Below are 21,593 nucleotides of genomic sequence, written 5' to 3'. Positions count from 1 at the left end.
TGAGGAATGAGGCGTACTTACAAGTACGCTGCAGTGACGAGGGATGAGGATAACGCCGCAGATGTGGGTTTTCCGACAGCCTCCTAGACCCAGAAAAAGCCTTTCGGGAAGAACATCAACCCCTTAGTAGCGATGAAGCAGATGCAGAAAGACAAAAGGGGCGCTGCAACCCAACTAACCATCATCTTCCTCATAAGATCGAACCGAACCGTCTCCATTCCCTTCAATGCCCCGACACCTACGATTCCGCCAATAATACAAAATGTGGTTGAAACAGGCATCCCCAAACAGGTGAATATGAAGACACTTGTTGCAGCACCAAATTGAGCGGCAAAGCCTGAATAGGGGTCCAGGGTAGTGATTCCTTTGCCTACCGTTTCTATCACCCGAGGGCTCAGAAACAAGGCTCCCAAGAACACGAACAAGGCGCCGCCGCAAGAAGCCGCCGTCGTGCTGAACAAACCGGCATGGACTGCACCGCCAAGGACTGTGGCCAGTTCATTGGCCCCCGTCGTATAGGCGATAACAATGGCGCACAGAATGAGAAGATTTTTGAGAATGGTTTCAATCCGAAACACGGAAAAGCGTGAGAGCGTCTTTTCCATGAGTTTGTAGATCAACACGGCGGAAAACAGCGCTCCCAATGGTGAGACGATCCATGAAAGCACGATCTTGACCACAAATGTCATACTTACCGGGATGCCGGATGCCATGCCGGCGCCCGTAAAACTGCCGACAATGACCTGATGGGTGGACAGAGGAAGTTTTTTCCAGTTAGAAAAAGCGATGAGCAACGCGGAAACGATCAGGGAAACCCCTAGAATGGAGAGGTTCACCTCCAGCAGGTCACTGCCCACGGTTTTCATGACCTTCTGGCCCTGCAGGACGGCGCCAAGCAGAACAACGGGCCCGAAAAGGCATAAGGCTTTCTTGAACTTGAGGATGTCACATCCGATGCAGATACCGAAGGCATTGGACGTGTCATTGGACCCAACGACAAAGGCGATGAAGACGCAGCCTATGAGCGGAAGCAGTGTGGCCATCCCGGGCATTGAAAATCCACCTATCTCATACTAACATTAATAACTTGGAGATAGTCACTGGCATCTTCGATGATGTCGCTTACACTCGTGAGGCTCGAAACAAAATCCGACAGGGCCTTCCCATCCCAGAACGTCTTCACCTCCACGTTTCTAAGGTCTCTGACCAGATCAAGCTTGATGTCGTCCACTTTCTTCTCGTAGACTCTGATGGCCAGCGCCTTGTCTCTCAAATCGCCGCCACCCATAAGGGTCTCAAAACTGAGTAAGAGCATTTCGCACATTCTTTCGTTCAACGCGGCAATCTGGGTACAATAATTTTGTATCGACGCATCGATCACTAAATCCAAGTACTGATACGCGGCATCTTCCAGCAGATCAAACACGCAGTCTATGACCTCTGCAAATCTGCACAGCCTTGGGCGGAGATAGGGTAAGAAAGCTCCCTCATAGATATTCGATATCACATCCCTTCGAATCACATCCGCTTCCCGCTCCAGATCGATGATACTGGCCATAAGATCCCTGTCCTTATCTCGAAAGGCCCTTTCAAAAGCGTCCAGGCCGGAATACAGCAGTTTGATATGCCTTGTCAGATCTTCGATAACGGCTTTCTCTTTCTTTCCCGGAGCAAGCAATTTCTTAAGCAACATGACCACTCCTTGCTATCAAGATCAGTGAACCTCCCATGGCATCCGTGAGCGTAAAGATGCCGAGGAGTTTTTTCCCTTCACAAACGAATAGCCTGGCGATACCGAGCTTCTCCATAAGCACTGCGGCATCGATCAGTTTCGTGTCTTGATCAATGCATACCACGGGCTTGGATGCAATCTCAGACACCTTGACGTCTCTTGGCATGAGCCCCTTGCCCAATACCTTAAAAACCACATCTCTGGCAGTGATAACGCCATAGACCTCCTCGGCATTCTCCGGATTGACCACCAAAGAACGGATTCTTTTGTCCAACATCTCCTCGATGGCCTCATACACGGTGCTGTCGGCATCAATGTATGCCAGCTTGGTTTTCATGAATTCCTTGACTTTCATGCTTACACCTCCAACAAAATGTCTATGACTCGATCCCCATGGGAGAACGTGTCCGCAGAATCCAAAAACTACAAAAAGGGAGACAACAAGGGATGTCTCCCTCCGTCTCTCGTCATGTCCCCCTTCTTCCAGGGTCTGACACACCGCTTGCCCGTGTCAGAGACCGTTTGCACGTAGCCGCCTCCAGGTCCAGCTTGCTGATTCTTTCTTCAAGAATGGATCAATGGATAATGGATAAGAATTGATAATAACTTGCTTTTTTGAAGAGAAAACATAGCAAAAAAGGGGTTGTGTGTCAAGGATTAATGGGGCACTACTTAACTGCTGAAACACCTTCTTGCTTGCTAAGGTACCGGACGTAGTCCGCATCCACACCCCGGGCATTCCCATTCCAGCCCGTTAAGATGCGACCCTATTCGCCTCCCCGCAAGTTTCACCTAAAGCCCCAGGTACGCTTTCTTCACACCTTCGTCTAAAAGCAGATTTTTTGCAGAATCTGCAAGCGTTATTCTGCCGTTTTCCATCACATAACCCCTATGTGCCACTTTCAATGCAAGGTTCGCGTTTTGCTCCACGAGGAAAATAGTTGTGTTTTGCTCCGTATTTATTTTCTTTATGATCTCAAAAATATGTTTAACAACAAGGGGTGCAAGCCCCAAAGAAGGTTCGTCCATGAGTAAAAGCCGAGGTTTGGCCATGAGTCCCCTGGATATGGCAAGCATCTGCTGTTCTCCTCCGCTCAACGTGACACCGGGCTGATGCCGTCTTTCAGCTAATATCGGAAAAAGATGGTATATGTATTCCCGATCCCTCTTCACTCCGTCCCTGTCTTTCCTCAGGAAAGCCCCCATGTCCAGGTTCTCAATAACGGACAAGTATGGAAAAATATGGCGCCCTTCTGGGACCTGAGAAATTCCCAGGGATACTATTTTGTGCGCCGGAACATTGTGAATCGGCTTGCGCTCAAAAAGCACTTCGCCGAATCTTGGCGGTACTAATCCACAAACCGACATGAGAGTCGTGGTCTTGCCGGCTCCGTTTGCCCCGATAAGCGTAATGATCTCTCCTTCGGATACATCCATGCTCACACCCTTTAACGCCTGAATGTTCCCGTAGAAAGTCTGGACGTTTTTCAGCTCAAGCATGGACCTCTTCCCCGAGATACGCCTGGATCACAACTGGATTATTTTTTATATCCTCTGGTGTACCTTCTGCTATTCTTTTTCCGTAATCCATGACAAATATCCTGTCAGAGAGACTCATTACCAGTTTCATGTCGTGCTCTATAAGCAATATGGAAATCCCCTCCTCATCACGGAGCTTTACTATCAGATCGTCAAGCTCCTTGGTCTCCTGCGGGTTCATACCGGCAGCCGGTTCATCCAGAAGAAGGATGAAAGGCTCTGTTGCCAAGGCCCGTGCGATTTCAAGACGCCGCTGGGCGCCGTAGGGAAGACTATTGGCGAACTTATTAACGTACCCTGCAAGGCCGATCTTTTCGAGTATATTGAAGCTGTCTTCAACTATTTTTTTTTCTTCCCTGACGGTTGCTCTATTTCTTAGAATGGCGCCCGCAATACCTGAAGACATGCGGCAATGACGGCCAACCATGACATTTTCAAGAACGGTCATATTGAAAAAGAGGCGAATGTTTTGAAAGGTCCGGGCCAGTCCTCTTTCTGTCACTTGGTTCGGCTTGAGATTTTTCAGTCGTTCACGCTTCTTGCCGGGAGGTGAGATCTCCACAATGCCCTCCGTGGGTTTGTGAATCCCCGTTACGCAGTTAAAAAAGGTGGTTTTCCCTGCGCCATTCGGTCCGATGAGAGCGACAATTTCTCCTTCAATAACATCCAGATCAAGCTCGTCGAGTGCCCGCAGGCCCCCGAAATCCATGCTCAGTTTCTTGACTTGAAGTATCGGTCCCATGTCGTCATTCTTGCCTGCTGTGGGCTTCCAGCCCTTTAAACTCATATGTCCGGCGCACATTGCTGATGATGCCCCCGGGACGAAAGACCATCATGATGACTAGCATTGCCCCGAAAAGACACATTCGGTATTCGGAAAAAGCCCTGAGATATTCCGGCAACAGAATCAATATGAGCGCCCCCAAAATAACGCCAATAATGGATCCCATTCCACCCAATACGACAACACAAAGAATGATAATCGACTCCCATATGGTAAAGCTTGCGGGATTGATAAAGGTGGTCTTGGCTGCAAATATGACCCCTCCCATACCTGCCCACGTTGCGCCCAGGGCAAATGCGGTAAGCTTGGTTTTTGTTTTGTCGATTCCCATGGCCTGACAGGCGATTTCGTCCTCCCTCAATGCGATCCAGGCCCTGCCGATCCTGGAATTTTGCAACCGGTTGACAACGAAAATTGTGAAAAGGGCAAGACCGATCATCAGAAAATACATATACATGGTCGCGTTTTGAAGTGAGAGTTGGATACCGAAAAAGCCGGGGCGCGGGATATTCGCAATCCCGCTGGGGCCGAAAGAAAATTCATTCCAGTTCTCAAGAATGAGTCGTATTATCTCTCCAAACCCCAGGGTGACGATAGCCAGGTAATCGCCCCGCAAACGTAAAACCGGAAAGCCAAGCAAGATGCCGAAAAGAAAACCTACGGCGGCGCCGACAGGCAGTACGGTCCAAAAACCCAGACCGAAATGGTGATTCAGGAGTGCGTAAGTATAGGCGCCCACTGCGTAGAAAGCGACGTATCCCAGGTCTAGAAGTCCGGCTAGGCCCACAACGATATTGAGCCCCAAACCGATCATCACATAGATGAGAGCAGTTATCATGATATTGGTCTGATACATGGAAAAGGCAAAGGGAAAGGCTATTGCGAAACCGGCAATCAAAATGAATGCGGGGATATAGATCCTTGGTTTTTTCGAAATTTGCTGGGCCAGAGGAACCCTGTGGATTTCACCTGCTTCTGTCTTTTGCGTTCCAGCCTCCTTTTTTCTGATGAGATATCGCCAAACAAATGAGAGAACAAAAACTCCAACTCCCACGATCAGCAGATTTCCCCATCGCCACTCCACCACCTTTTCGATGGTGTTGACCCGAATGACCATAATCGGAAAAGTCAAAAACATGAACCAGATCGAAACCAGGAAAGATTTTTTTATTTCTTCAAATTGGATCACATGGCACCATGATAGTCTCGAAAAAATCCCGCTACACTTGTTGCGTTTCCGATCGTCCCAGTATTCCTGTCGGCCTGAATATCAGGATGAAGACAAGGAACAAGAAGGCAAATACGTCTTCATAGTCGCTAGAAACGTAACCGGTAAAAAAGCTCTCCGTCCATCCAAGAACCAGACTCCCTAATACAGCCCCTGGTATGCTGCCGATGCCTCCGAGTACCGCGGCTACAAATGCCTTTATTCCTACGATAAAACCGACATAAAAATTGATCTGACCGATATGGGAAGCAATGAGAATCCCGCCAATCGCAGCCGTTGCAGACCCCAAAATAAAGGTGATTGAGATGATCCGATTCACATCGACACCTGCCAGCATTGCCATATCCCTGTCCTGGGCCGTTGCCCGCATCGCCTTTCCGATCTTTGTGAACTTAATCAAAAATGTCAGCAGAATCATGACAACTATGGTTGTGATTAGTATGGCCATCTCCGTTGAACCGATGATGTGTGCAAAGGGCTCCACAACTTTGAAATCAGGAATAAGGCTAGGGAATGGGAGGAAATCTGAGGTTTGGGCCAAAAGGACATAGTTTTGAAGGAACAGTGACATGCCGATGGCGCTGATAAGAGCAGAAAGTCGTGGTGCATGGCGTAAGGGCTTATAGGCCATCTTTTCTATGGTAAAACCGTATGCGGATGAGTAGATAACCGCTACGATTGACGCCAGTACAATGATCGCGATTTGGTTAAGGCCCAGTAGGGTAAGGACACTGGTAACAATCAGGGCAGTAAAAGCCCCGATCATGTAGATTTCGCCGTGGGCAAAATTGATGAGCTGGATGATTCCGTAAACCATGGTGTAACCCAAGGCAACAAGCGCGTAGATGCTCCCACGAGTCAGCCCTCCCAGGAAAAGCTCACAAAAATATTCCCAGTCCATTTAGGTGGTTTTGCTCCTTGTATTACTGCTAGACGTAAAACTCGGCGTTGGTCCTCCTGCTTTCGGCGGACAGTATCGGAACAATGGAGTGCAACAAATCAGGCGTTAGGCCTTCCAGCCTGTCCCCTGAGAAGGCGAAATATTCATCAACATGTTATTTCAGTTCTACATAGACACCATTTTGTACCTGGTAGACGGAGAAGCCTGCACCGATTGCGTCTCCCCGTTCATCAAAACGGATTTTTCCGATGGGCGTTTCAACCCATGCAGTCCTGAGGGCCTTTCTCACCCCATCGTAGTCAGTTGTGCCGGCCTTTTCAATGGCATTGAGCAGAGCCAGAGTCGCTGCATAGGCATTGGTGAAGAAAGCGCCAGGATCCGAGCCGTACTTCATTTTATGGGCTTCGACGGCAGCAATATTCATTGGGTTTTTTGACGTGTCCTTGGGACCTGAGGCATACACTCCTTCTGCATATTTGCCTGCAACCTTGATGAAAGTATCATCTTTGACGCCGTCATCAGAAATGAATATGGTTTTCATCCTTTTCTTGCGCATCTGGCTGACTATCTTCGATGCTTCAGGATGATAACCGCCAAATATTACGGCTTCGGCCTTTAAGTGCTTTATTTTTTGTACAACTGCAGAATAATCAACAGCACCAGGAGTGACGCCTTCGAACAATACGACTTCTGCCCTGCCAGACTCTTCCAGGAATTTCTTTGCAAACCCGGCAAACCCTTTACCATAGTCGCCCTTGTCATGGATTATGGCGATCTTTTTCAGCTTTAGAACGTCAAGCGCAAAATCCACATTGAGCCTTGCCTGGGCATCGTCAGAAGCAATGGTCCGGAAAAAGTTGGGATAGTCACCGCTCTGAGTCAGGGCTGGGTTGGTTGCAGACGGGGACATGGCAATTATCTTTGAATCCTTATAGATACCAAGAGCCGCCTTGGTTGCACCGCTACAAATGTGGCCCAGGACTACATGAACGCCCTGGGATAGGAGCTTTGTCGCCGTGTTTGTGGCGACTTCCGGCTTGCACACGTCGTCTTCTGTCAGCAGCACCACTTTTCTCCCAAGGACTCCACCGCTTGCATTAATGTCCTCCGCCACAAGCTCCGCTGCCCTTATGGATGGAATACCGTAGGAAGCAAGATCGCCACTATGTGCCCCGGCCACCCCCAGCTTGATCGGCTCGGCAGCAAGGCCGATGTCGGACGTTGAGAGTACCAAACACATTCCAATGATGGCCGAAACAAACAGTCGTCCAAATCGATTTTTAGTCATAGCCATATCTTCCTCATTACATTGTTGGCCATAAACTCCCTCCAATATTTTTTTGTTTATAACCACTTGGCCAAGGCGAGTCAAGGCGCAATTTAACCAATAGTTACAATGAGTTTAGCAAGGAACAGGACGGCAGAGTCAACAAGAAAATGTCGCTAGAAAATCTGGAAAGCCTTTCTACGGTTAATAGCCGGGCAATAGGGACGTCCTGGACAAACTGGACATGTGTTGATATGGCTGCTGCATAAAAAGAGGCGAACAGTATGCTGAAGAAAACAACTGTCGGCTCATAGAAGCTTAGTTATCTGCCTATGCCCGCCCTGAGTCTTTGAATTATTTCATGAGCTTATCGTAGGCCCTCTGAATGGCCACGAACTTGTTGTGGGCAAGCTCCTGAAATTCTTTTCCAAGGTGCTGTACCTTGTCGGGGTGGTATTGGGCTGCGAGTCTCTTGTACGCTGCTTTGATCTTGTCTTTGGAATCGCCTCTTTCGATTTCCAATATGTTGTAAGGGTCCTCATCCTCGTACGGATCCTCTGCGGCCTGTCCCTTTGCGCTGGAGGATTTCTGTTGGTATGTTCCCCTGGGCTCCGGGCCGGTTCGAGTCTGATAGGCCCTTTTGATTCTGGTTGCCCACCACCATGCCAGGGCGAGCACACCGAGATCATCGAGCCATCCCGGTCCGAAAAGAAAATCCGGAATTACATCATACGGACATATGAAGTATACCAGCGCTATGAGCCAGGGCAAATATTTCGTAATCATTTCAACCAAATAATCATCAACAGTGACAAAAGACCTTGCAATACGTGACTGGATGCTTAATAATTACAATGTAGGCGTTCACAGGTTCAGAGTTCAGAGTTACAACCTTTGAGCCTCTAAACCCGTGAACGGTTACTGAAAACAAAGTGTAGACTACTTTTGTGTATACATTAAAGATGCCGAAATCTCCTTCGGCTTTCTTGACGAAGGAGTCTGGTACGTTACGAGGAGGAACAGATGCCTCTATATGAATTTCGTTGCCTAAAATGTGGCGCAGAATTTGAGCAAATTGTCTTTTCAACTGATCGTGATCCCATCAAGTGCCCAAAATGTGAATCAACCGATACGGAGCGCCTGCTGTCAATCTTTTCCTCGGGCAGTGCAGCCGGCGAACTGGGAGCTTCCGCAGCGTCTTCCTGCGGCACGTCTGCCGGAGGTTTTTCCTGAGCCTAAATCATTTCAGCCGTTGGCTGAAGGAAAAAGGAATGTCCGAGATACTAATCATACTAGTTATTTTCCTTGTCTGGGTCCTGCTCCAGCTTTATGTCTTTCCCAAGCTTGGTATTCCCACGTGACTCAGAGACTCCTGCCAGGTCGGTGGCCAGGCAAAACGCGCGGAAAAAACGCAGGTTTTCCATGACGTGTCTACGCATAACGATTAGGAAACAAGCCATAGTGCCCGGTTCGACGTTCTGTCCAGCACGTATCTTGACACACTTCCCATAAAAAATGCTTTGCCTCTACCCCGTCTGCCGACAACCACTGTGCCGTAGTCTCCCTTTCTGGCTTCTTCAACAATGGCCTTGGCCGGGTTCCTCTTTCGCTTAGCCGTCCTGATCTCAACCTGCTTATCCTGCATGCCAGCATCCTCAAGTATTCTCCGTGCATGAGCGTAGAAATCCTCTATACATCGCCTGTTGCTTCTTGCAATGACTTGCTCGACGCCGCTTCCCTCAAAGTCTATTACGCAGTAGTCTCCAAGCTTCGGTATGACATGAAAAAGAGTTAATCTGACCTTAGGATTTCCCCCAATCATGAAGCTCAAGTGATCCACGGCCCTAAGCGAAGCTTCAGAGCCGTCCACGGCTACCATGATCTTTGTGGATGTCACATTGCCGTCTACTACCCACACAGGAGTTGCTGTGGAATGCTCCACCAGTTTGGCGGTAACGCTCCCCACAAAGGTCTTCTGGACCCGGGAAAGTCCCCTTCTCCCTATGGCAATTGCGTCATAGAGCCCTTGCTGGGCGCGCTCCAGAACATCTTTAGCGAGCCCCAACAACTTCGGCTGGGTAGTCACCTCAATGTGTTTGCCGTCAATTCCCATCCTGACCATTTGACCCTTGAACTTTTCCAAGATCCCCTGGGCGTGCTCGGTGTTTTTTCGGATGGCTTTCTTCAACTCGGCATTGGCTTTGAAGTCAGTCTTGGCCTCGTCAAGGAGGAACTGTGAGATGGCAGGCTGTACATGAAAGAGGGTGAAGGTGAGATCTTTCACAGCCGACGACATTCTGACGGCATACTGAATCGCATGTTTTGAATGGATGGAATCGTCGACTGCCAGCAGGATTTTTTTCTCCATGAGTGATCCTCCTTTCTCGCCGGGGTTTGCAAGGTTACCATATGTAATCACCGGCAATCCTTCGTTTGTCTTTGCCTGACAGCACGTGAAGCGTGCGTATCTGTTTCAACTTAATGGGCGAAAGCTGGCCGATCGGTATGTAAACGATACGTTTGCCCCACTTGGTTGCCACCTGCTTAATAAATGACCTGGGCGCAGACTTGGCCACATAAACCACATGCTTTTCCACGCTGTATTCCAGGCCGGCCAGAAGGAGGCGCTCTGCCTTGGTCCGCGCCCAATCATACTCGGGGTCCCCCCAGACGTCAGCGAGCCTGAGAGGAGGAAACGTCATAAGAAACCCCCCATAGATACACCTTGAGATCCCGGGCCCGACAATGTGCTCGGCCGGACTGGTGGCATAAAAGGCCATGTCCGACTCCTGGTCATGTTCTCCGAGCCATGTCATCAGGTGGGGGTATTTGTCTCCTGTCGTGTCTTCATCAAATATCACAACAACAGACCCTACGCCACCTTTGACCCTCTTGAACTCCTTGACGTAGATACGGCCTTCGTTGAGGTGGCGGGCTGTCTCCCGCATGTCAATGCCGTCCAGAATAGTGGTTTCAAAGGGCACGCTGGCTGCATCATCGGCTGACAGCACAAATGAGCCCTTGGATTTAAGAAAGCTGCCATAATTCTCAACGGCAAGGTCCTCAGGAGGATATGAGCAGATATAAGGGTCCTCAAAACCCTCCAGCCATTCTCCGGGCCTGTGCTCCCTTATTCGGCGTTTTTTCGGGATATACACCGGTCGGCGCTTGATCCTGGGAAGCCTCCTGCGGATGTGAATCTTTCGTGTTCCCAGCCAAAGCATCTCTCCACTCATACGGATGGTGGCAACGGAAGACTGGGCCTTTTGCCACGGGTAAAAAGAGCCCAATCGCCAGAAGGCATAGCAGAAATTGTCGTCCACACATCCACGGGCTGCAGCAAGAAGTTGGTAGAAGTCCGGGAGGAGCCTGTTTTCCAGGAGGGCATAATTTCTCGAAAAACGGAAAAAGGCCCGTTTCTGCCACCGGTAGACTTCCTCCCCAGTATCCTGGTGATAATGCCGCGCTGCCTCGTCAAAAAGTCGGAGGGTTGCCAACTGGCGATCCACGGCGCCCGGTTTGACATGATGCACAGCCCATCTTATGGACGCATCCAGGGCATCTTCTTCAGAACAGGTCTCCTTGCCTCCACTCATCAGGGTAAGAACGCCGAGTTTCTTTCGGACCGAAAACTTCGAGAGTTCAGGCTCTGGCGGAAGTGTTTTTCTCCGGTATTCATATACGGACGCCAAAAAGGGGTATTCTGTTATGACTTCAGCCAGATCCTCTGGGTGAAGATTAAACAGGCTGACCCCGGTACGTTTTGTTTTTTCAAGGGGCTCGGCCTGGGGGCGAAAAAAAGCCGCCTTCACACCTTCAAGATGTGCCAGCCCGCAAACAAAGAGTATCTTGTCATGTTTGGCCGCAAGCTTTTGCAGTCGGTAGGCCATGCCGGCCTCGCGCCTGATGTCAGCAGGGCCTTTTGCTTGTGCCGGCAGCAACACCTGTGCGCAAATACTGTAGTAGGCATTGATTCCCAACCGGTGGGCCGCATAGGTGTCAGGCACATGATCACGATGTGAAGGATACGTATCCAGGTCAAGGTCCACAAAGTAGACAGGTACGTTGGCCTCTAGGCCGGACCGGATGGCCTCTGCGAGAGGGTCTGTCGGTTCGATCGGGAGATAGATGGTTTCCCCTCGCATATTCTGGTACAGGGCCACGGATAACTCAGGAAGGCGTTGAACGCCTTTTTGGACTACGGCCTGTATGGAGTGGGGCAGTTCAACGGCTACAGCCTCGGGCCTTACGTGCTGAAACAGGCGCCGTACTGCATCGGCAAACTCCATGCTGTAATGGACGATGGGGACAGGATAGATAGGGCCGAATGGGTTCAAGGGCTCATTGATCATCTTTACTCTTGATAACGAAGGGCCTCATCCCCAAGCACATTGAGGAGCGCAAGGTGAAGGGCTTCTTTTTTTGTCATTCGAGTTCCGTGCATCATCTTAAGGGCGTACCTGGCCATATTGATTCCGTCGCGCACAGAATAGACCTCGTCTGCCATATGGCTCCGTTGGAGAAAATCGACCATGTAGTTCAGGATGTCCTCGTCGGCAAAGGGGAGGTTTTCCTTTAGGATCAGCAGTTCGTCTTCTCGGTCCGGAAAATCGATAAATATCTGGGGCTGCAGTCTTGAGTGGATATATTCGGGGATATCATAGGTGGAAGCATCTTCGTTAATCGTGACCACAAACCTGAAGTCAGGGTGGGCTGATATGGTCAAACCGGTTATGATAGATTCCACATATCGCCTGTCGTCCAGTAGAGGAGCAAGAGATGCCCACGATTTTTCGCTCATCCGGTTCCCTTCGTCCAAGATACACACACCGCCCCTGATCATGGCCGTAACCAAAGAGCTGGCAGCGTATTTCACCTTGCCGTCTCCCCCCATCACAGGGGTGATGATGAGGTCCTCAGGTCGAGTGTCCATGGTAGCTTGAAACAGGTATATCTGCCTGTTTAGCTGTTTGGCCGCAGCATACCCGAGTGTGGTCTTGCCAACGCCAGGTTTCCCAACGAGACGGGGGTTGAAAGGAGCATCCTTTTCGTGAATGACCATCCATGCGGCCAGTACCTGCTTTATCAATTCCTTCTGTCCCACCCATTTCAAAGGCAACTCCGCAGGCTGGGCCAGCATGATTTCCAGTGAACCCATGGTGACGGTTTCGCTAGTTTGTGACTTCATAATCTATTGCCTTTCCATTGTTGTCGGCTTCGCAAAAATTCCATCTTGCCGCCTCCGGCGGATTTTGCTTCACCTTCCCCCTGCCTGTGCTTTGCACGCACGCAGGTCACTGCGATCCGCCCCGGGCGGATCACTTTGCTGTTTCATGCGGGCTTCTTCAGAGTATGTCAAATCTAAACCAGTATGATTCTATTGTCAATCATGCCTGAGAGGCTCGCCCGTCGGCTGACACACAATTTGGAAGGCTCTTTGTATGCGAGGGCTCCAATTGGAGTACTGGAGCGCTGGAACATTGGACTAATGGTTTTGGAGGAATAGTAATAGCACTTTCGGCCTTACTTAAGGGTCTTGACGCAAATAGTAGCGTCTCGTTTTTGTTTTTCCTCTATACTCATTCTGAAGCCGGAAGTGAACGCAAGCGCAACACAAACCCCAATTCCCATGACACCAGCGCCTCCCACAAAGGCCAGCTCCAATCGAAAGGCATCCATCATCAGGCCCGCCAGAATAGGGCCCACAAGCATTCCCAGGCTGTGGCCCATGGTCAAAAGGCCCATGATAGAGCCCATGGACTCTGTGTGACGTCCTAAGATGACTGTCATGGCCATGACAGCCGGTATTGCAATCCCTCCGCCGATTCCGAACAAGATGTTGGCCACAAAGAGCCCCCAGAATCCCTGAGCGTAAACGAATGAAAAGATGGCTCCCGCAGTCACCATTCCGCCCACAACGATCAGGACTCTCTTGCTGAAGCGATCAGCCAAAAGGCCCATTGGGGTCTGCAGGAGACCGGAGGTGAGCACCCCGAGCATAACCAGGATTCCGATAGACGAGCTTGACAGATTGAAACCAGAGTCTGCAAGAAGGGGAAGGAAGGCCCACACAATCCCGATACAGGTGGTGTAGGCCAATCGGAACATGAAAAGAGCGCAAATGTATCTGTTTCTGATGAGGATTGCGTAACGAACCGGCAGCTTGGGCTTTACAAGAGGTTTTTCCTTGCTTCTGGGCGGCAGCAAGACAAGACACAGGAGGAAACCAAGGAGCGAAACCAGCCCCATGCCCACAAAGGATGCCTGAATGCCAAAGGCATCGTTGACCGCGCCCCCGACAACCGGCCCGAGACTCAGACCCGCGTAAAGGAACATGTTAAACAGGCCCATGGTGAAGCCTTCCTTTTGCGCGGGCGTGATTTCCCCGACATAGGCCTGGGCCACGGGCAGGATCATGGCCGACGCAATTCCCTGCAAGAAGCGGATCAGGATAAAAATTTCCACGCTTTCGGAAAATGCAAAGGCGATTGAGACCAGGAAATATCCCAGAAGCCCGGTTGTGACGAAGGGTTTCCGGCCCCTAATATCCGACATTCTGCCAAAAAGGGGGAGAAAGGCCGTTCTTGATAGCGAAAAGGCCCCGAAGATAAAGCCTATGCAAAGTCCGGTTGCGCCCAATTTGTGGGCATAGACCGGCAGCAACGGAACCACCAGGCCCACGCCCAGTGTGACGGAAAAAACAGCTAAAAACAGGGTAGCAAACACCTTTGTGTTCATAAAACACCAGCTATTGTGGTAATGATAGGATCTAACTTGGACAATCCGGAACAAAAAAGGAGAAACAAAATTTACCACGTGATGTTCTCAAGGCGAACGCCGCAACACACGAAAAACGTCATTTTCTGCTCTGCACCTTGCAACCAGGCCTAATTTCGTGTTTTTTTTGTTTTCCGCAAAAAACACCACTTTCACGATTCAGGAATTAACAAGAACATGGCAGCGCACACAAGTCAACCATGGATAGAAGTGGCGGTGAGCACACCTTTTCGGCTAAGAAAGACTGTGAGTGAAGCGCTTGGCGGTTTCACAGGTTCACCTGTCCGGGAAGAGCCTGCGGGAACGACCGGCGTCTGGCTTGTCAAGGGGATCATCAAACGAAATGCGCAGGTTGATTCCCGGCTTGCAGGAATAGAAGGGATGGTGAGGCAACTTGAGAGAGAATACGGTCTCTGGGAGTCGCTCGGTATTAATCTCAGGGGTTTTGAGGCCTATGATGGTGTTGGTGGGGAGCAAGGAAAGCCACAGGCTGTCCGTGTCTCTTCCCGCCTCGTGGTGGCTCCGCCCCTCGAGCACGTCGAACCCGAAGGCAGCCAGACCGTGCTCCGCATTGACGCAAAGGACGCCTTTGGCGACGGAAGTCATCCGAGCACCTTCCTGTCATTAGAGCTGCTGGACGTCCTCCTTGCAGGTGACTTTGGGTTGCCGCCCGTGCGTGGGGCCTGGGCCCTTGACGCAGGATGCGGGAGCGGCATTCTGGCGTTGGCTGGCGCAGCCCTCGGAGGGTTCAAGGTGCTTGCCGTGGACATTTCGGCTGAGGCGGTGGTTGCTGCACGAGTTAACCTGCAGCTCAATCCCATGGCAGGATCGAGGGTCTATTTGGTTCTGGGCAAATTGTCGTGCTGCCGCGGACCCTTTGACGTTGTGCTGGCCAACCTGGTGCCTTCAGTCCACGTTGAAGCGCATCAGAGCCTCTGGAGGGCTGTCCGGCCAGGGGGGTGGCTGATACTGGCAGGGTTTTGCAAAGGCCAGAAAGAACTCATTTCAAGACCGTACATCCACAACGAGGCGGAGGAGAAGGCCTACTTGCGCGATCAGGGTTGGGCTGGTCTTTTACTGCGCAAACCGGATTCCTAAACAGTAATCAGTCATTTGGCAGCACACCTCAGTACTTCTTGGGGTGTTGGAAAAATCGTGGTTATTGGTTTTCTGTGGAATTTGAACAAAAATCCTGATAAGAAACAATTTTTTGGAGAGCCTGTTTTCAAACTTTTCTGGAAATGATCAACCAGGTAATCATTCTTGTGAGAAACGCTTTGCAGGAAAAACAACCTACAGAAGATCGGCATTTCACCACCGGCCATGACCCGGAATGGTCGACCCTCCCGCCCGAGTATGACCCGCAATGGCAAGATCCGTCGCCCGGTCGCATCAGGAGGTTCGCCCGGTATTTCTATGATCGTTTCATCCGCCTCCACGGTAACCCTGAACAAATCGCATGGGGGGCAGCGGCAGGTTTTTTTGTTGCCATGTCTCCGACCATGGGATTCCAGATGCTGATAGCCGTGCCCATTGCCGCCTTGTTCAAAGTCAACAAAGTGGCAGCGGCTGCAAGCGTATGGCTTACAAATCCGGCTACCGCGCCTTTTATCTACTGGTTCAATTACAAAGTGGGGGCAAGGCTGCTCGGCTACCCGGTAAAGGCTGGTTTCCTTTCAAACCCTTCCTGGGAGACATTTTGGCATGCCGGCAGGCACGTCTTTCTTTCCCTCACCCTGGGTGGCGCCATCACCGGCGTTGCTGTTGCCCTGATAGGTTATTTCGTGATTCTGTCCATGGTGAAGACCGCCAGGGAAAAAGCCCGTAAGCTCCGACTAAGAAGGCAACGATAGGGGGCTATTTCTTTTCCCAGCGGAGCAGTTCAGTCACCTTGCTGAGGGTGCTTCCTTCCTTGATTTCCTCGCGGATGCGGTTTTCTCGTTCCAATACGTCCATGCTACGGTTGGCGTACTCGGTAGCCATTGATTTTGGCAGCACCACAACCCCGTCATCATCCCCTAGAATCCAGTCACCGGTTTCCACTTTTCGATTGCCTACTGTCACGGGCACGCCGATTTCGCCGAAGCCCTTAGGTTCGCCTGCATTAGGCATGATCAATTTTGTGAAGGCGGGCAATTTCATCTGGCCGATGTCATAGGTGTCGCGCATGGCGCCGTCTATGACCACACCTGCCAGTCGCCTTTGCAGGGCAGAATGCGTGGCCAGTTCGCCCCAAATAGCCGGTCCCAGGCCGCCTGCGTCAACGACGATCACGTCTCCTTCTTCAGCAACATCAATGGCTTCGACCGGCTTGGCCCAATCTCCGGGATAGGTCCTGACCGTGAGCGCCCGGCCCACAAGCCTGATCCCTTGAAATAAAGGCCGCAGGCCTTCCATCACGCCACCTCTGTGCAGGGCATCTGACAAGTTCGCTGCCGAGACCTTGTCAAGGATTTCTCGAATCTCCGCCTCCGATCCTCTTTTAAAGAGCCTTGTGGGAATGGCAACCAGTTCTTTCATGGCCTTTTTGATGGTTTTGGCCGCCTTCTCAGGATCAACAGCTTTTGTGATGGCCCCACCCACAATCACAATCGATGCCCCCGCCTCCAGGGCTCTGGGAGCTGTCTCTGAGTTGATCCCCCCTGCCACCCCCACGGGCACAGAGACGCTTTGAGCAACTTTGCGAAGCGTTTCAAAGGGGTCTTTTCCCTCCATCTGTTCGTCTATGGAACAATGAATCGTTATGTAGTCGGTTCCAAAGCCCTCAACCTCCTTGGCTCGCGACACAGGGTCCTTGACTGCGATGAGATCCACGACAATCCTGGCCCCGTAGTTTTTTGCTGCCTGGATACATTCGCGAATCGTGGCGTCGCTTGCAGCGCCCAGGACATCGACTACGTTGGCGCCTGCTTTGGCAGCCGTTTCAACCTCGATGCGACCTGCATCCATGATCTTCATATCAGCAACAATCGTTGCCCGAGGAAATAGCCTCCTCAGCTCCCTGACAGCCTCAAGCCCCTCACTCTTGATCAAGGGCGTTCCGGCCTCAATCCAGTCCGCTCCACCCTCCACAGCGGCCCGAGCGTTTTTTACGGCCCGTTTCAGATCAACAAAATCCAAAGCCAATTGAAGAACCGGTTTCATCGTTGCACCTCAAAACTACTCCAGTGTCTTAAAAGTTGATTGTTCGACTTTGACGTTGCCGTGGAACTTGTACTATTCCAGGTTGGCATGTCGCTCGAGCAACGCCTGATGATTGCTGCCCTGCCTCTGGAACAGCTCCAGCACGATCGCTTCCAACAACACAAAGGCGGCCTGTTCAAACAAAGACCCCAAAGGCTGGAGAGACACGGGCTCATGGGTCATGTCTGCCTTTGATCCTCCTGGAAGACAAATGACATGATCCAGGGCCCTTGCCACGGGGGAATCTTCAACCCCGATTATACCATAGGTTGTGCCCCCCTGGCGCTTTGCCAGCTTGACAAACTCGCACGTGAATCTGGTTTGGCCCGAACCCGAAACAACAACAACCATGTCTCCCGCGCCTACCCGGGGAGTGATGGTCTCGCCGGCAAAGTAGGCCCTATATCCCAAATGCATCAGGCGCATACAAAAACACCTCAAGACATATCCGGATCTTCCCTGGGCCGCACAAAAAATCCTCTCTGCCTGGCCAAGCCCTTCAACGAAACGCTCAATCGGCTCTCTTGGCGCTTTTGCAACGAGGTTTCGGGCGTCGTCTAGTATGGCTTCAACAAGCCCTTGGACGTTCATTAGATTGTCCTTTCAACAACATGACGAACATCTTCAAATACTGACCGGAAGTGAGGTTATAGGAAAGAGACCTCAGAGTCAATCGGATACCAGCTTGCGGGCTGACACATTACTAAACTTAGTCTTGACTTTTCGTGGACATGTTTATATATGATACCAGATTTTCAACTTGGTTGTATGGGGATTTTCTTTTTTCGTGGGTTTCGCGCGGCAAAGCCGCGCTGCATAAAATTGCGGCGCGATCTTATTACGAGAGCAGTTTAAGTTATGTTTTAAAGTTCAAAATGGATGGGGCATCTGGGTTGATGTGCTTTCAGATGCCTTTTGTGTTTTTGGGATGCGTATTCTTCTAATACATGCAGACAGGTTCTCGTTTCGTGTAACGGGCGAAACCACCGCGGCCTTGCCCGGGGAACTCGACAAGTCCAAGTCGGAGGGAGATGTCAGCGAAGCCTTGGTGGTTTTCATGGCAGCCGAAAAGGGCGATAACGCCAATGTTGGTTCCGTAGCCGACCAAGTGACCGAAGAAGTCTTGACTCTTGCGGCACAGATAGGCGCGGAGAATCTGGTAATCTATCCATATGCCCATCTTTCAAGCTCACTCAGTTCCCCCCGGGTCGCTGTGAAGCTGCTGGATGAGATCTTCACCCGGCTTCAAAGCCACAACCACTTAAAGATAATACGAGCCCCTTTTGGCTATTACAAGGCTTTTGAGATATCATGCAAAGGGCATCCCTTGTCTGAGCTGGCCAAGACTATCACGCCATCCGGGCATACTGATAAAGCTGATGAGGCTGAAGAATCTCAAGCCATCAAGGCAGAAAAGACCCTTAAGTCGGAGTGGATGATCATGACGCCGGAAGGCAAATCCGCTTACAGCGGCCCGGCAGAGGGGTTTTCTTTTGCGACCCGGCCGAATTTGGAGCGGCTGTTCCGGTACGAGAAGTCCGGAAGCCGTATCTCCGAGCAATCGCCCCCACATATCGACTTGATGCGTCGTATGGAGTTGGTGGACTATGAGCCTGGCTCTGACCAAGGGAATTTTCGGTGGTATCCGAAGGGGCAGTTGATAAAAAGGCTGGCCGAGAAATACGTGAGCGACTTTAATACCCGGTACGGAGGCATGCAGGTCGAAACCCCTATCATGTACGACTATCAACACCCAAAGCTTAACCTGTACCTGCAGCGGTTCCCGGCTCGACAATATGTGCTCCTTTCAGGCCAGAAGGAATACTTTCTCCGGTTTGCAGCTTGTTTTGGCCAATACCTGATTCAGCATGACATGCAGATCTCTCATCACCATCTGCCGTGTAAACTCTATGAGTTAACCCATTATTCATTCAGGCGTGAACAATCAGGAGAACTGGCTGGCCTCAAACGCCTGCGAACGTTCACCATGCCGGACCTTCATACATTGGCCAAGGATATGGAGCAGGCCAAAGAGGAGTTCGTCCGCCAGGCCGACCTGGCCATTGAATGTTTGGAAGGCTTTGGCCTTGATTTCGAAGTGGCCATCAGGTTTGTCCAGGATTTCGCTGAACAGCATAAGCCTTTTGTCCAAAATCTCGTTTCCCGCTGTGGACGGCCCGCCTTGATTGAACTTTGGGAGGAGCGCTCGTTTTACTTTGTTGCAAAGCTTGAGTTCAACTTCATCGACGCCCTGGACAAAGCGGCTTGTCTGTCAACAGTGCAGATAGATGTTGAAAATCCTGAGAGATTTGACATAACCTATGTTGACGAAAGCGGGGAGAAACAGCACCCGCTTCTCTTGCATGCCTCTATATCCGGTTCTGTCGACAGGGTGCTTTATGCCATACTGGAGACCCAGGCCATACGTATGAAAAGAGGGCAGAAGGCCGCCTTCCCCTTTTGGCTTGCTCCTGTACAGTTGCGTATAATTCCGGTCTCTGAAAAATTCGATAAGGCATGTAGAGAGGTTTTGTCGGGCATCCCCTATAGAATCGACTATGATGATCGCGATAGCAGCATGGGACGCAAGATAAGGGGGGCAGAAAGAGAATGGATCCCCTACATTCTGGTTGTTGGAGCAAAAGAAGTGGCTGGAGGGTATTTGAATGTTCGAACCAGAGACGGGGCCCAGAGAAAGATGACTCTGCCTGAGCTCTTAGCTGAAATTGAACCTCAGATGAAAGGAAAACCGTTTCTTGATCTTCCCTTGCCTCAAGACATTTCCAGGCGTCCCATTTTTGTCGGTTAGAAAGAAAGATATTGCGTAAAAGCCCTATTTTTAGTATATTTTTTAAATTGTGAATCATGAACCATCAGGGAGGTGAAGCACATAGCAAAGCGCGTTAATGTTAACCGAAGGATTCGGGCCAAAGAGGTCAGGCTGATAAGTGCTGACGGCGATCAACTGGGGGTTGTGCCGGTCAGGGAGGCTCTGGGAATTGCAGAAGAGTCCGGGTTGGACTTGGTTGAGGTTGCCCCTCAGGTCAATCCGCCGGTTTGTCGGATCATGGATTATGGTCGATATAAGTACCAACAGAGTAAAAAGATTCAAGAGTCCAGGAAGCGGTCGTCGGGTTATCAAATCAAAGAGATAAAATTCCGTCCAATGACCGGCGAGCATGATTTCCAGGTGAAGCTGCGAAAGATCAAACGGTTCTTGGAAAATCGGGATAAGGTGAAAGTTTCGATCATGTTCAGAGGAAGGGAACTGGCTTACACAGAGCGTGGATCGGAACTACTCAAACGAATAGCTGACGAGACATCGGACTTCGCCGGTGTGGAGCAAGAGGCGAGGCGAGAGGGCCGCCAGATGTTCATGATTCTTGCCCATAGATAACTTCCAGCAGATTCCCTCTTTCGGATGCGAAAAATCATGCCTTGACAGATTATTGCTCCAAGACGAGTATATTTTACTTGATTGCATAGGAAATCCCTTTTTGATGAACTCGTAGAAAGTTATCAAATGGACGGCGAAACCCGCCCAAGGCAGGACCATATTGGATCGCGAAGGGATTCCCGTGTTCGAAGCAATGGCGCTCTATTTCAGCCAAGGGGACTTTTTTTGCCATAGGATGAGCAACTCACCGCCTTGACGTTTGAAATTGCGAAACAGAGATGAGAGGACAAATACAATGCCAAAGATGAAGACAAACCGTGGCGCTGCAAAGCGTTTTAAGGTCACGGGAACAGGGAAAATAAGATTTTCAAAATCCCATGCAAACCACATCTTAACAAAGAAGACGACAAAAAGGAAGCGGACCCTGAGAAAGCCAGGTACGGTGGACAAAACCAACATTGCCATGGTTAAACGCTTGATTCCTTATGTATGAGTCGTTCGTTACTCATAAATGATTGAGGAATTTAGTCCGTTAGTTATGAAATTCGTGTTTTTTCTGGCAGAAAATATTTGGAATACACTGTTTTTGAATACTGACAACTAATTGAAGAATTTAAGAATTGCGCCTAGACGGCTTGAGAACATCGCAGAGATTCAAGAACTTAGCGATGATGGGATTAGATGCAATTCCGCCAACCCGCCTGCCGGCGAGGCAGGTTCCTGAATTATTCAATTTTTGACCCAGCTCTTAGGCAAGAGGGCCAAAAACGCACTCCAAGGAGGTA

Annotated in this window: 21 protein-coding genes; 6 read left to right on the top strand and 15 right to left on the bottom strand. The window is 50.4% G+C overall.

Annotated elements, in window-relative coordinates:
* Window positions 1-83 precede the first annotated feature (83 nt).
* The 9 genes from JW883_09950 to JW883_09910 all read right to left on the bottom strand — a co-directional run bounded on the left by JW883_09950 (window position 84) and on the right by JW883_09910 (window position 8,237).
* Window positions 84-1,043 (bottom strand): anion permease, encoded by a 960-nt coding sequence (locus JW883_09950; protein ID MBN1842587.1) that lies wholly within the window; start codon window positions 1,041-1,043, stop codon window positions 84-86.
* A gap of 20 nt (window positions 1,044-1,063) precedes the next feature.
* The gene (locus tag JW883_09945) at window positions 1,064-1,690 is read right to left on the bottom strand and encodes a TIGR00153 family protein (protein MBN1842586.1); all 627 of its coding nucleotides are present in this window, start codon (window positions 1,688-1,690) and stop codon (window positions 1,064-1,066) included.
* On the bottom strand, window positions 1,683-2,087 hold the full coding sequence (locus tag JW883_09940) for a CBS domain-containing protein (GenBank protein ID MBN1842585.1): 405 nt from the start codon (window positions 2,085-2,087) through the stop codon (window positions 1,683-1,685). Before JW883_09940 ends, JW883_09945 begins: the two co-directional genes overlap by 8 nt.
* Window positions 2,088-2,524: 437 nt before the next feature.
* Window positions 2,525-3,232: an ABC transporter ATP-binding protein gene (locus JW883_09935; GenBank protein ID MBN1842584.1), complete on the bottom strand. Its 708-nt coding sequence runs from the start codon at window positions 3,230-3,232 to the stop codon at window positions 2,525-2,527.
* A complete protein-coding gene (locus JW883_09930) occupies window positions 3,225-4,013 on the bottom strand; it encodes an ABC transporter ATP-binding protein (GenBank protein MBN1842583.1) in 789 nt (262 codons plus the stop codon). The genes JW883_09935 and JW883_09930 overlap by 8 nt, the downstream gene beginning before the upstream one ends.
* A 4-nt stretch (window positions 4,014-4,017) precedes the next feature.
* Window positions 4,018-5,193, bottom strand: a complete 1,176-nt coding sequence (locus tag JW883_09925; protein MBN1842582.1) for a branched-chain amino acid ABC transporter permease — start codon at window positions 5,191-5,193, stop codon at window positions 4,018-4,020.
* An 82-nt stretch (window positions 5,194-5,275) separates the two neighbouring features.
* Window positions 5,276-6,184 carry a branched-chain amino acid ABC transporter permease LivH gene (locus JW883_09920; protein ID MBN1842581.1) on the bottom strand — a complete coding sequence of 303 codons (909 nt, stop codon included), beginning with the start codon at window positions 6,182-6,184 and terminating at the stop codon, window positions 5,276-5,278.
* Between the two features lie 154 nt (window positions 6,185-6,338).
* Complete coding sequence (locus JW883_09915) at window positions 6,339-7,472, bottom strand: branched-chain amino acid ABC transporter substrate-binding protein (protein ID MBN1842580.1); 1,134 nt, start codon at window positions 7,470-7,472, stop codon at window positions 6,339-6,341.
* A 333-nt stretch (window positions 7,473-7,805) separates the two neighbouring features.
* Window positions 7,806-8,237 (bottom strand): DnaJ domain-containing protein, encoded by a 432-nt coding sequence (locus JW883_09910; protein MBN1842579.1) that lies wholly within the window; start codon window positions 8,235-8,237, stop codon window positions 7,806-7,808.
* A 237-nt stretch (window positions 8,238-8,474) separates the two neighbouring features.
* On the opposite strand from JW883_09910, the gene JW883_09905 reads away from it, so the two are divergent.
* On the top strand, window positions 8,475-8,684 hold the full coding sequence (locus tag JW883_09905; GenBank protein ID MBN1842578.1) for a zinc ribbon domain-containing protein: 210 nt from the start codon (window positions 8,475-8,477) through the stop codon (window positions 8,682-8,684).
* A 211-nt stretch (window positions 8,685-8,895) separates the two neighbouring features.
* Here JW883_09905 and JW883_09900 read toward each other — a convergent pair whose 3' ends face one another.
* From JW883_09900 to JW883_09885, 4 genes are all read right to left on the bottom strand, one after another.
* Window positions 8,896-9,819 carry a universal stress protein gene (locus JW883_09900; GenBank protein MBN1842577.1) on the bottom strand — a complete coding sequence of 308 codons (924 nt, stop codon included), beginning with the start codon at window positions 9,817-9,819 and terminating at the stop codon, window positions 8,896-8,898.
* Between the two features lie 34 nt (window positions 9,820-9,853).
* Complete coding sequence (locus tag JW883_09895) at window positions 9,854-11,803, bottom strand: hypothetical protein (GenBank protein ID MBN1842576.1); 1,950 nt, start codon at window positions 11,801-11,803, stop codon at window positions 9,854-9,856.
* 2 nt (window positions 11,804-11,805) lie between these two features.
* On the bottom strand, window positions 11,806-12,639 hold the full coding sequence (locus JW883_09890; GenBank protein MBN1842575.1) for an AAA family ATPase: 834 nt from the start codon (window positions 12,637-12,639) through the stop codon (window positions 11,806-11,808).
* Between the two features lie 335 nt (window positions 12,640-12,974).
* Window positions 12,975-14,189 carry an MFS transporter gene (locus JW883_09885; protein MBN1842574.1) on the bottom strand — a complete coding sequence of 405 codons (1,215 nt, stop codon included), beginning with the start codon at window positions 14,187-14,189 and terminating at the stop codon, window positions 12,975-12,977.
* Between the two features lie 216 nt (window positions 14,190-14,405).
* Here JW883_09885 and JW883_09880 point away from each other — a divergent pair, with 216 nt between their 5' ends.
* Window positions 14,406-15,326, top strand: coding sequence for a 50S ribosomal protein L11 methyltransferase (locus tag JW883_09880; protein ID MBN1842573.1), 921 nt, complete (start codon window positions 14,406-14,408; stop codon window positions 15,324-15,326).
* Between the two features lie 179 nt (window positions 15,327-15,505).
* On the top strand, window positions 15,506-16,081 hold the full coding sequence (locus JW883_09875) for a DUF2062 domain-containing protein (GenBank protein MBN1842572.1): 576 nt from the start codon (window positions 15,506-15,508) through the stop codon (window positions 16,079-16,081).
* 4 nt (window positions 16,082-16,085) lie between these two features.
* Here the strand turns inward: JW883_09875 and JW883_09870 are convergent, their stop codons facing one another.
* Window positions 16,086-17,372, bottom strand: a complete 1,287-nt coding sequence (locus JW883_09870; GenBank protein ID MBN1842571.1) for a DUF561 domain-containing protein — start codon at window positions 17,370-17,372, stop codon at window positions 16,086-16,088.
* Between the two features lie 72 nt (window positions 17,373-17,444).
* Window positions 17,445-18,002: an SIS domain-containing protein gene (locus JW883_09865; protein ID MBN1842570.1), complete on the bottom strand. Its 558-nt coding sequence runs from the start codon at window positions 18,000-18,002 to the stop codon at window positions 17,445-17,447.
* 337 nt (window positions 18,003-18,339) lie between these two features.
* Here JW883_09865 and JW883_09860 point away from each other — a divergent pair, with 337 nt between their 5' ends.
* The 3 genes from JW883_09860 (at window position 18,340) to rpmI (ending at window position 21,301) form a co-directional block, all read left to right on the top strand.
* Window positions 18,340-20,220 (top strand): threonine--tRNA ligase, encoded by a 1,881-nt coding sequence (locus JW883_09860; protein MBN1842569.1) that lies wholly within the window; start codon window positions 18,340-18,342, stop codon window positions 20,218-20,220.
* A gap of 72 nt (window positions 20,221-20,292) precedes the next feature.
* Window positions 20,293-20,808, top strand: coding sequence for a translation initiation factor IF-3 (infC, locus tag JW883_09855; protein MBN1842568.1), 516 nt, complete (start codon window positions 20,293-20,295; stop codon window positions 20,806-20,808).
* A 295-nt stretch (window positions 20,809-21,103) separates the two neighbouring features.
* Window positions 21,104-21,301: a 50S ribosomal protein L35 gene (rpmI, locus tag JW883_09850; protein ID MBN1842567.1), complete on the top strand. Its 198-nt coding sequence runs from the start codon at window positions 21,104-21,106 to the stop codon at window positions 21,299-21,301.
* The last annotated feature ends 292 nt before the right edge of the window (window positions 21,302-21,593 follow it).

The sequence above is a fragment of the Deltaproteobacteria bacterium genome (assembly GCA_016930875.1).
Classification (GTDB): domain Bacteria; phylum Desulfobacterota; class Desulfobacteria; order Desulfobacterales.
Note: the sequence above shows the minus strand (reverse complement) of the source record. Positions and strands in the feature narration are given on the sequence as shown.

Bases quoted from the DNA above. Each gene is read 5' to 3' on its own strand.
- JW883_09950 (MBN1842587.1), bottom strand. From the start codon at position 1,043: ATGGCCACACTGCTTCCGCTCATAGGCTGCGTCTTCATCGCCTTTGTC.
- JW883_09940 (MBN1842585.1), bottom strand. From the start codon at position 2,087: ATGAAAGTCAAGGAATTCATGAAAACCAAGCTGGCATACATTGATGCC.
- JW883_09935 (MBN1842584.1), bottom strand. From the start codon at position 3,232: ATGCTTGAGCTGAAAAACGTCCAGACTTTCTACGGGAACATTCAGGCG.
- JW883_09930 (MBN1842583.1), bottom strand. From the start codon at position 4,013: ATGGGACCGATACTTCAAGTCAAGAAACTGAGCATGGATTTCGGGGGC.
- JW883_09925 (MBN1842582.1), bottom strand. From the start codon at position 5,193: ATGTTTTTGACTTTTCCGATTATGGTCATTCGGGTCAACACCATCGAA.
- JW883_09920 (MBN1842581.1), bottom strand. From the start codon at position 6,184: ATGGACTGGGAATATTTTTGTGAGCTTTTCCTGGGAGGGCTGACTCGT.
- JW883_09915 (MBN1842580.1), bottom strand. From the start codon at position 7,472: ATGACTAAAAATCGATTTGGACGACTGTTTGTTTCGGCCATCATTGGA.
- JW883_09910 (MBN1842579.1), bottom strand. From the start codon at position 8,237: ATGATTACGAAATATTTGCCCTGGCTCATAGCGCTGGTATACTTCATA.
- JW883_09905 (MBN1842578.1), top strand. From the start codon at position 8,475: ATGCCTCTATATGAATTTCGTTGCCTAAAATGTGGCGCAGAATTTGAG.
- JW883_09900 (MBN1842577.1), bottom strand. From the start codon at position 9,819: ATGGAGAAAAAAATCCTGCTGGCAGTCGACGATTCCATCCATTCAAAA.
- JW883_09895 (MBN1842576.1), bottom strand. From the start codon at position 11,803: ATGATCAATGAGCCCTTGAACCCATTCGGCCCTATCTATCCTGTCCCC.
- JW883_09890 (MBN1842575.1), bottom strand. From the start codon at position 12,639: ATGAAGTCACAAACTAGCGAAACCGTCACCATGGGTTCACTGGAAATC.
- JW883_09885 (MBN1842574.1), bottom strand. From the start codon at position 14,189: ATGAACACAAAGGTGTTTGCTACCCTGTTTTTAGCTGTTTTTTCCGTC.
- JW883_09880 (MBN1842573.1), top strand. From the start codon at position 14,406: ATGGCAGCGCACACAAGTCAACCATGGATAGAAGTGGCGGTGAGCACA.
- JW883_09870 (MBN1842571.1), bottom strand. From the start codon at position 17,372: ATGAAACCGGTTCTTCAATTGGCTTTGGATTTTGTTGATCTGAAACGG.
- JW883_09865 (MBN1842570.1), bottom strand. From the start codon at position 18,002: ATGAACGTCCAAGGGCTTGTTGAAGCCATACTAGACGACGCCCGAAAC.
- JW883_09860 (MBN1842569.1), top strand. From the start codon at position 18,340: ATGCGTATTCTTCTAATACATGCAGACAGGTTCTCGTTTCGTGTAACG.
- rpmI (MBN1842567.1), top strand. From the start codon at position 21,104: ATGCCAAAGATGAAGACAAACCGTGGCGCTGCAAAGCGTTTTAAGGTC.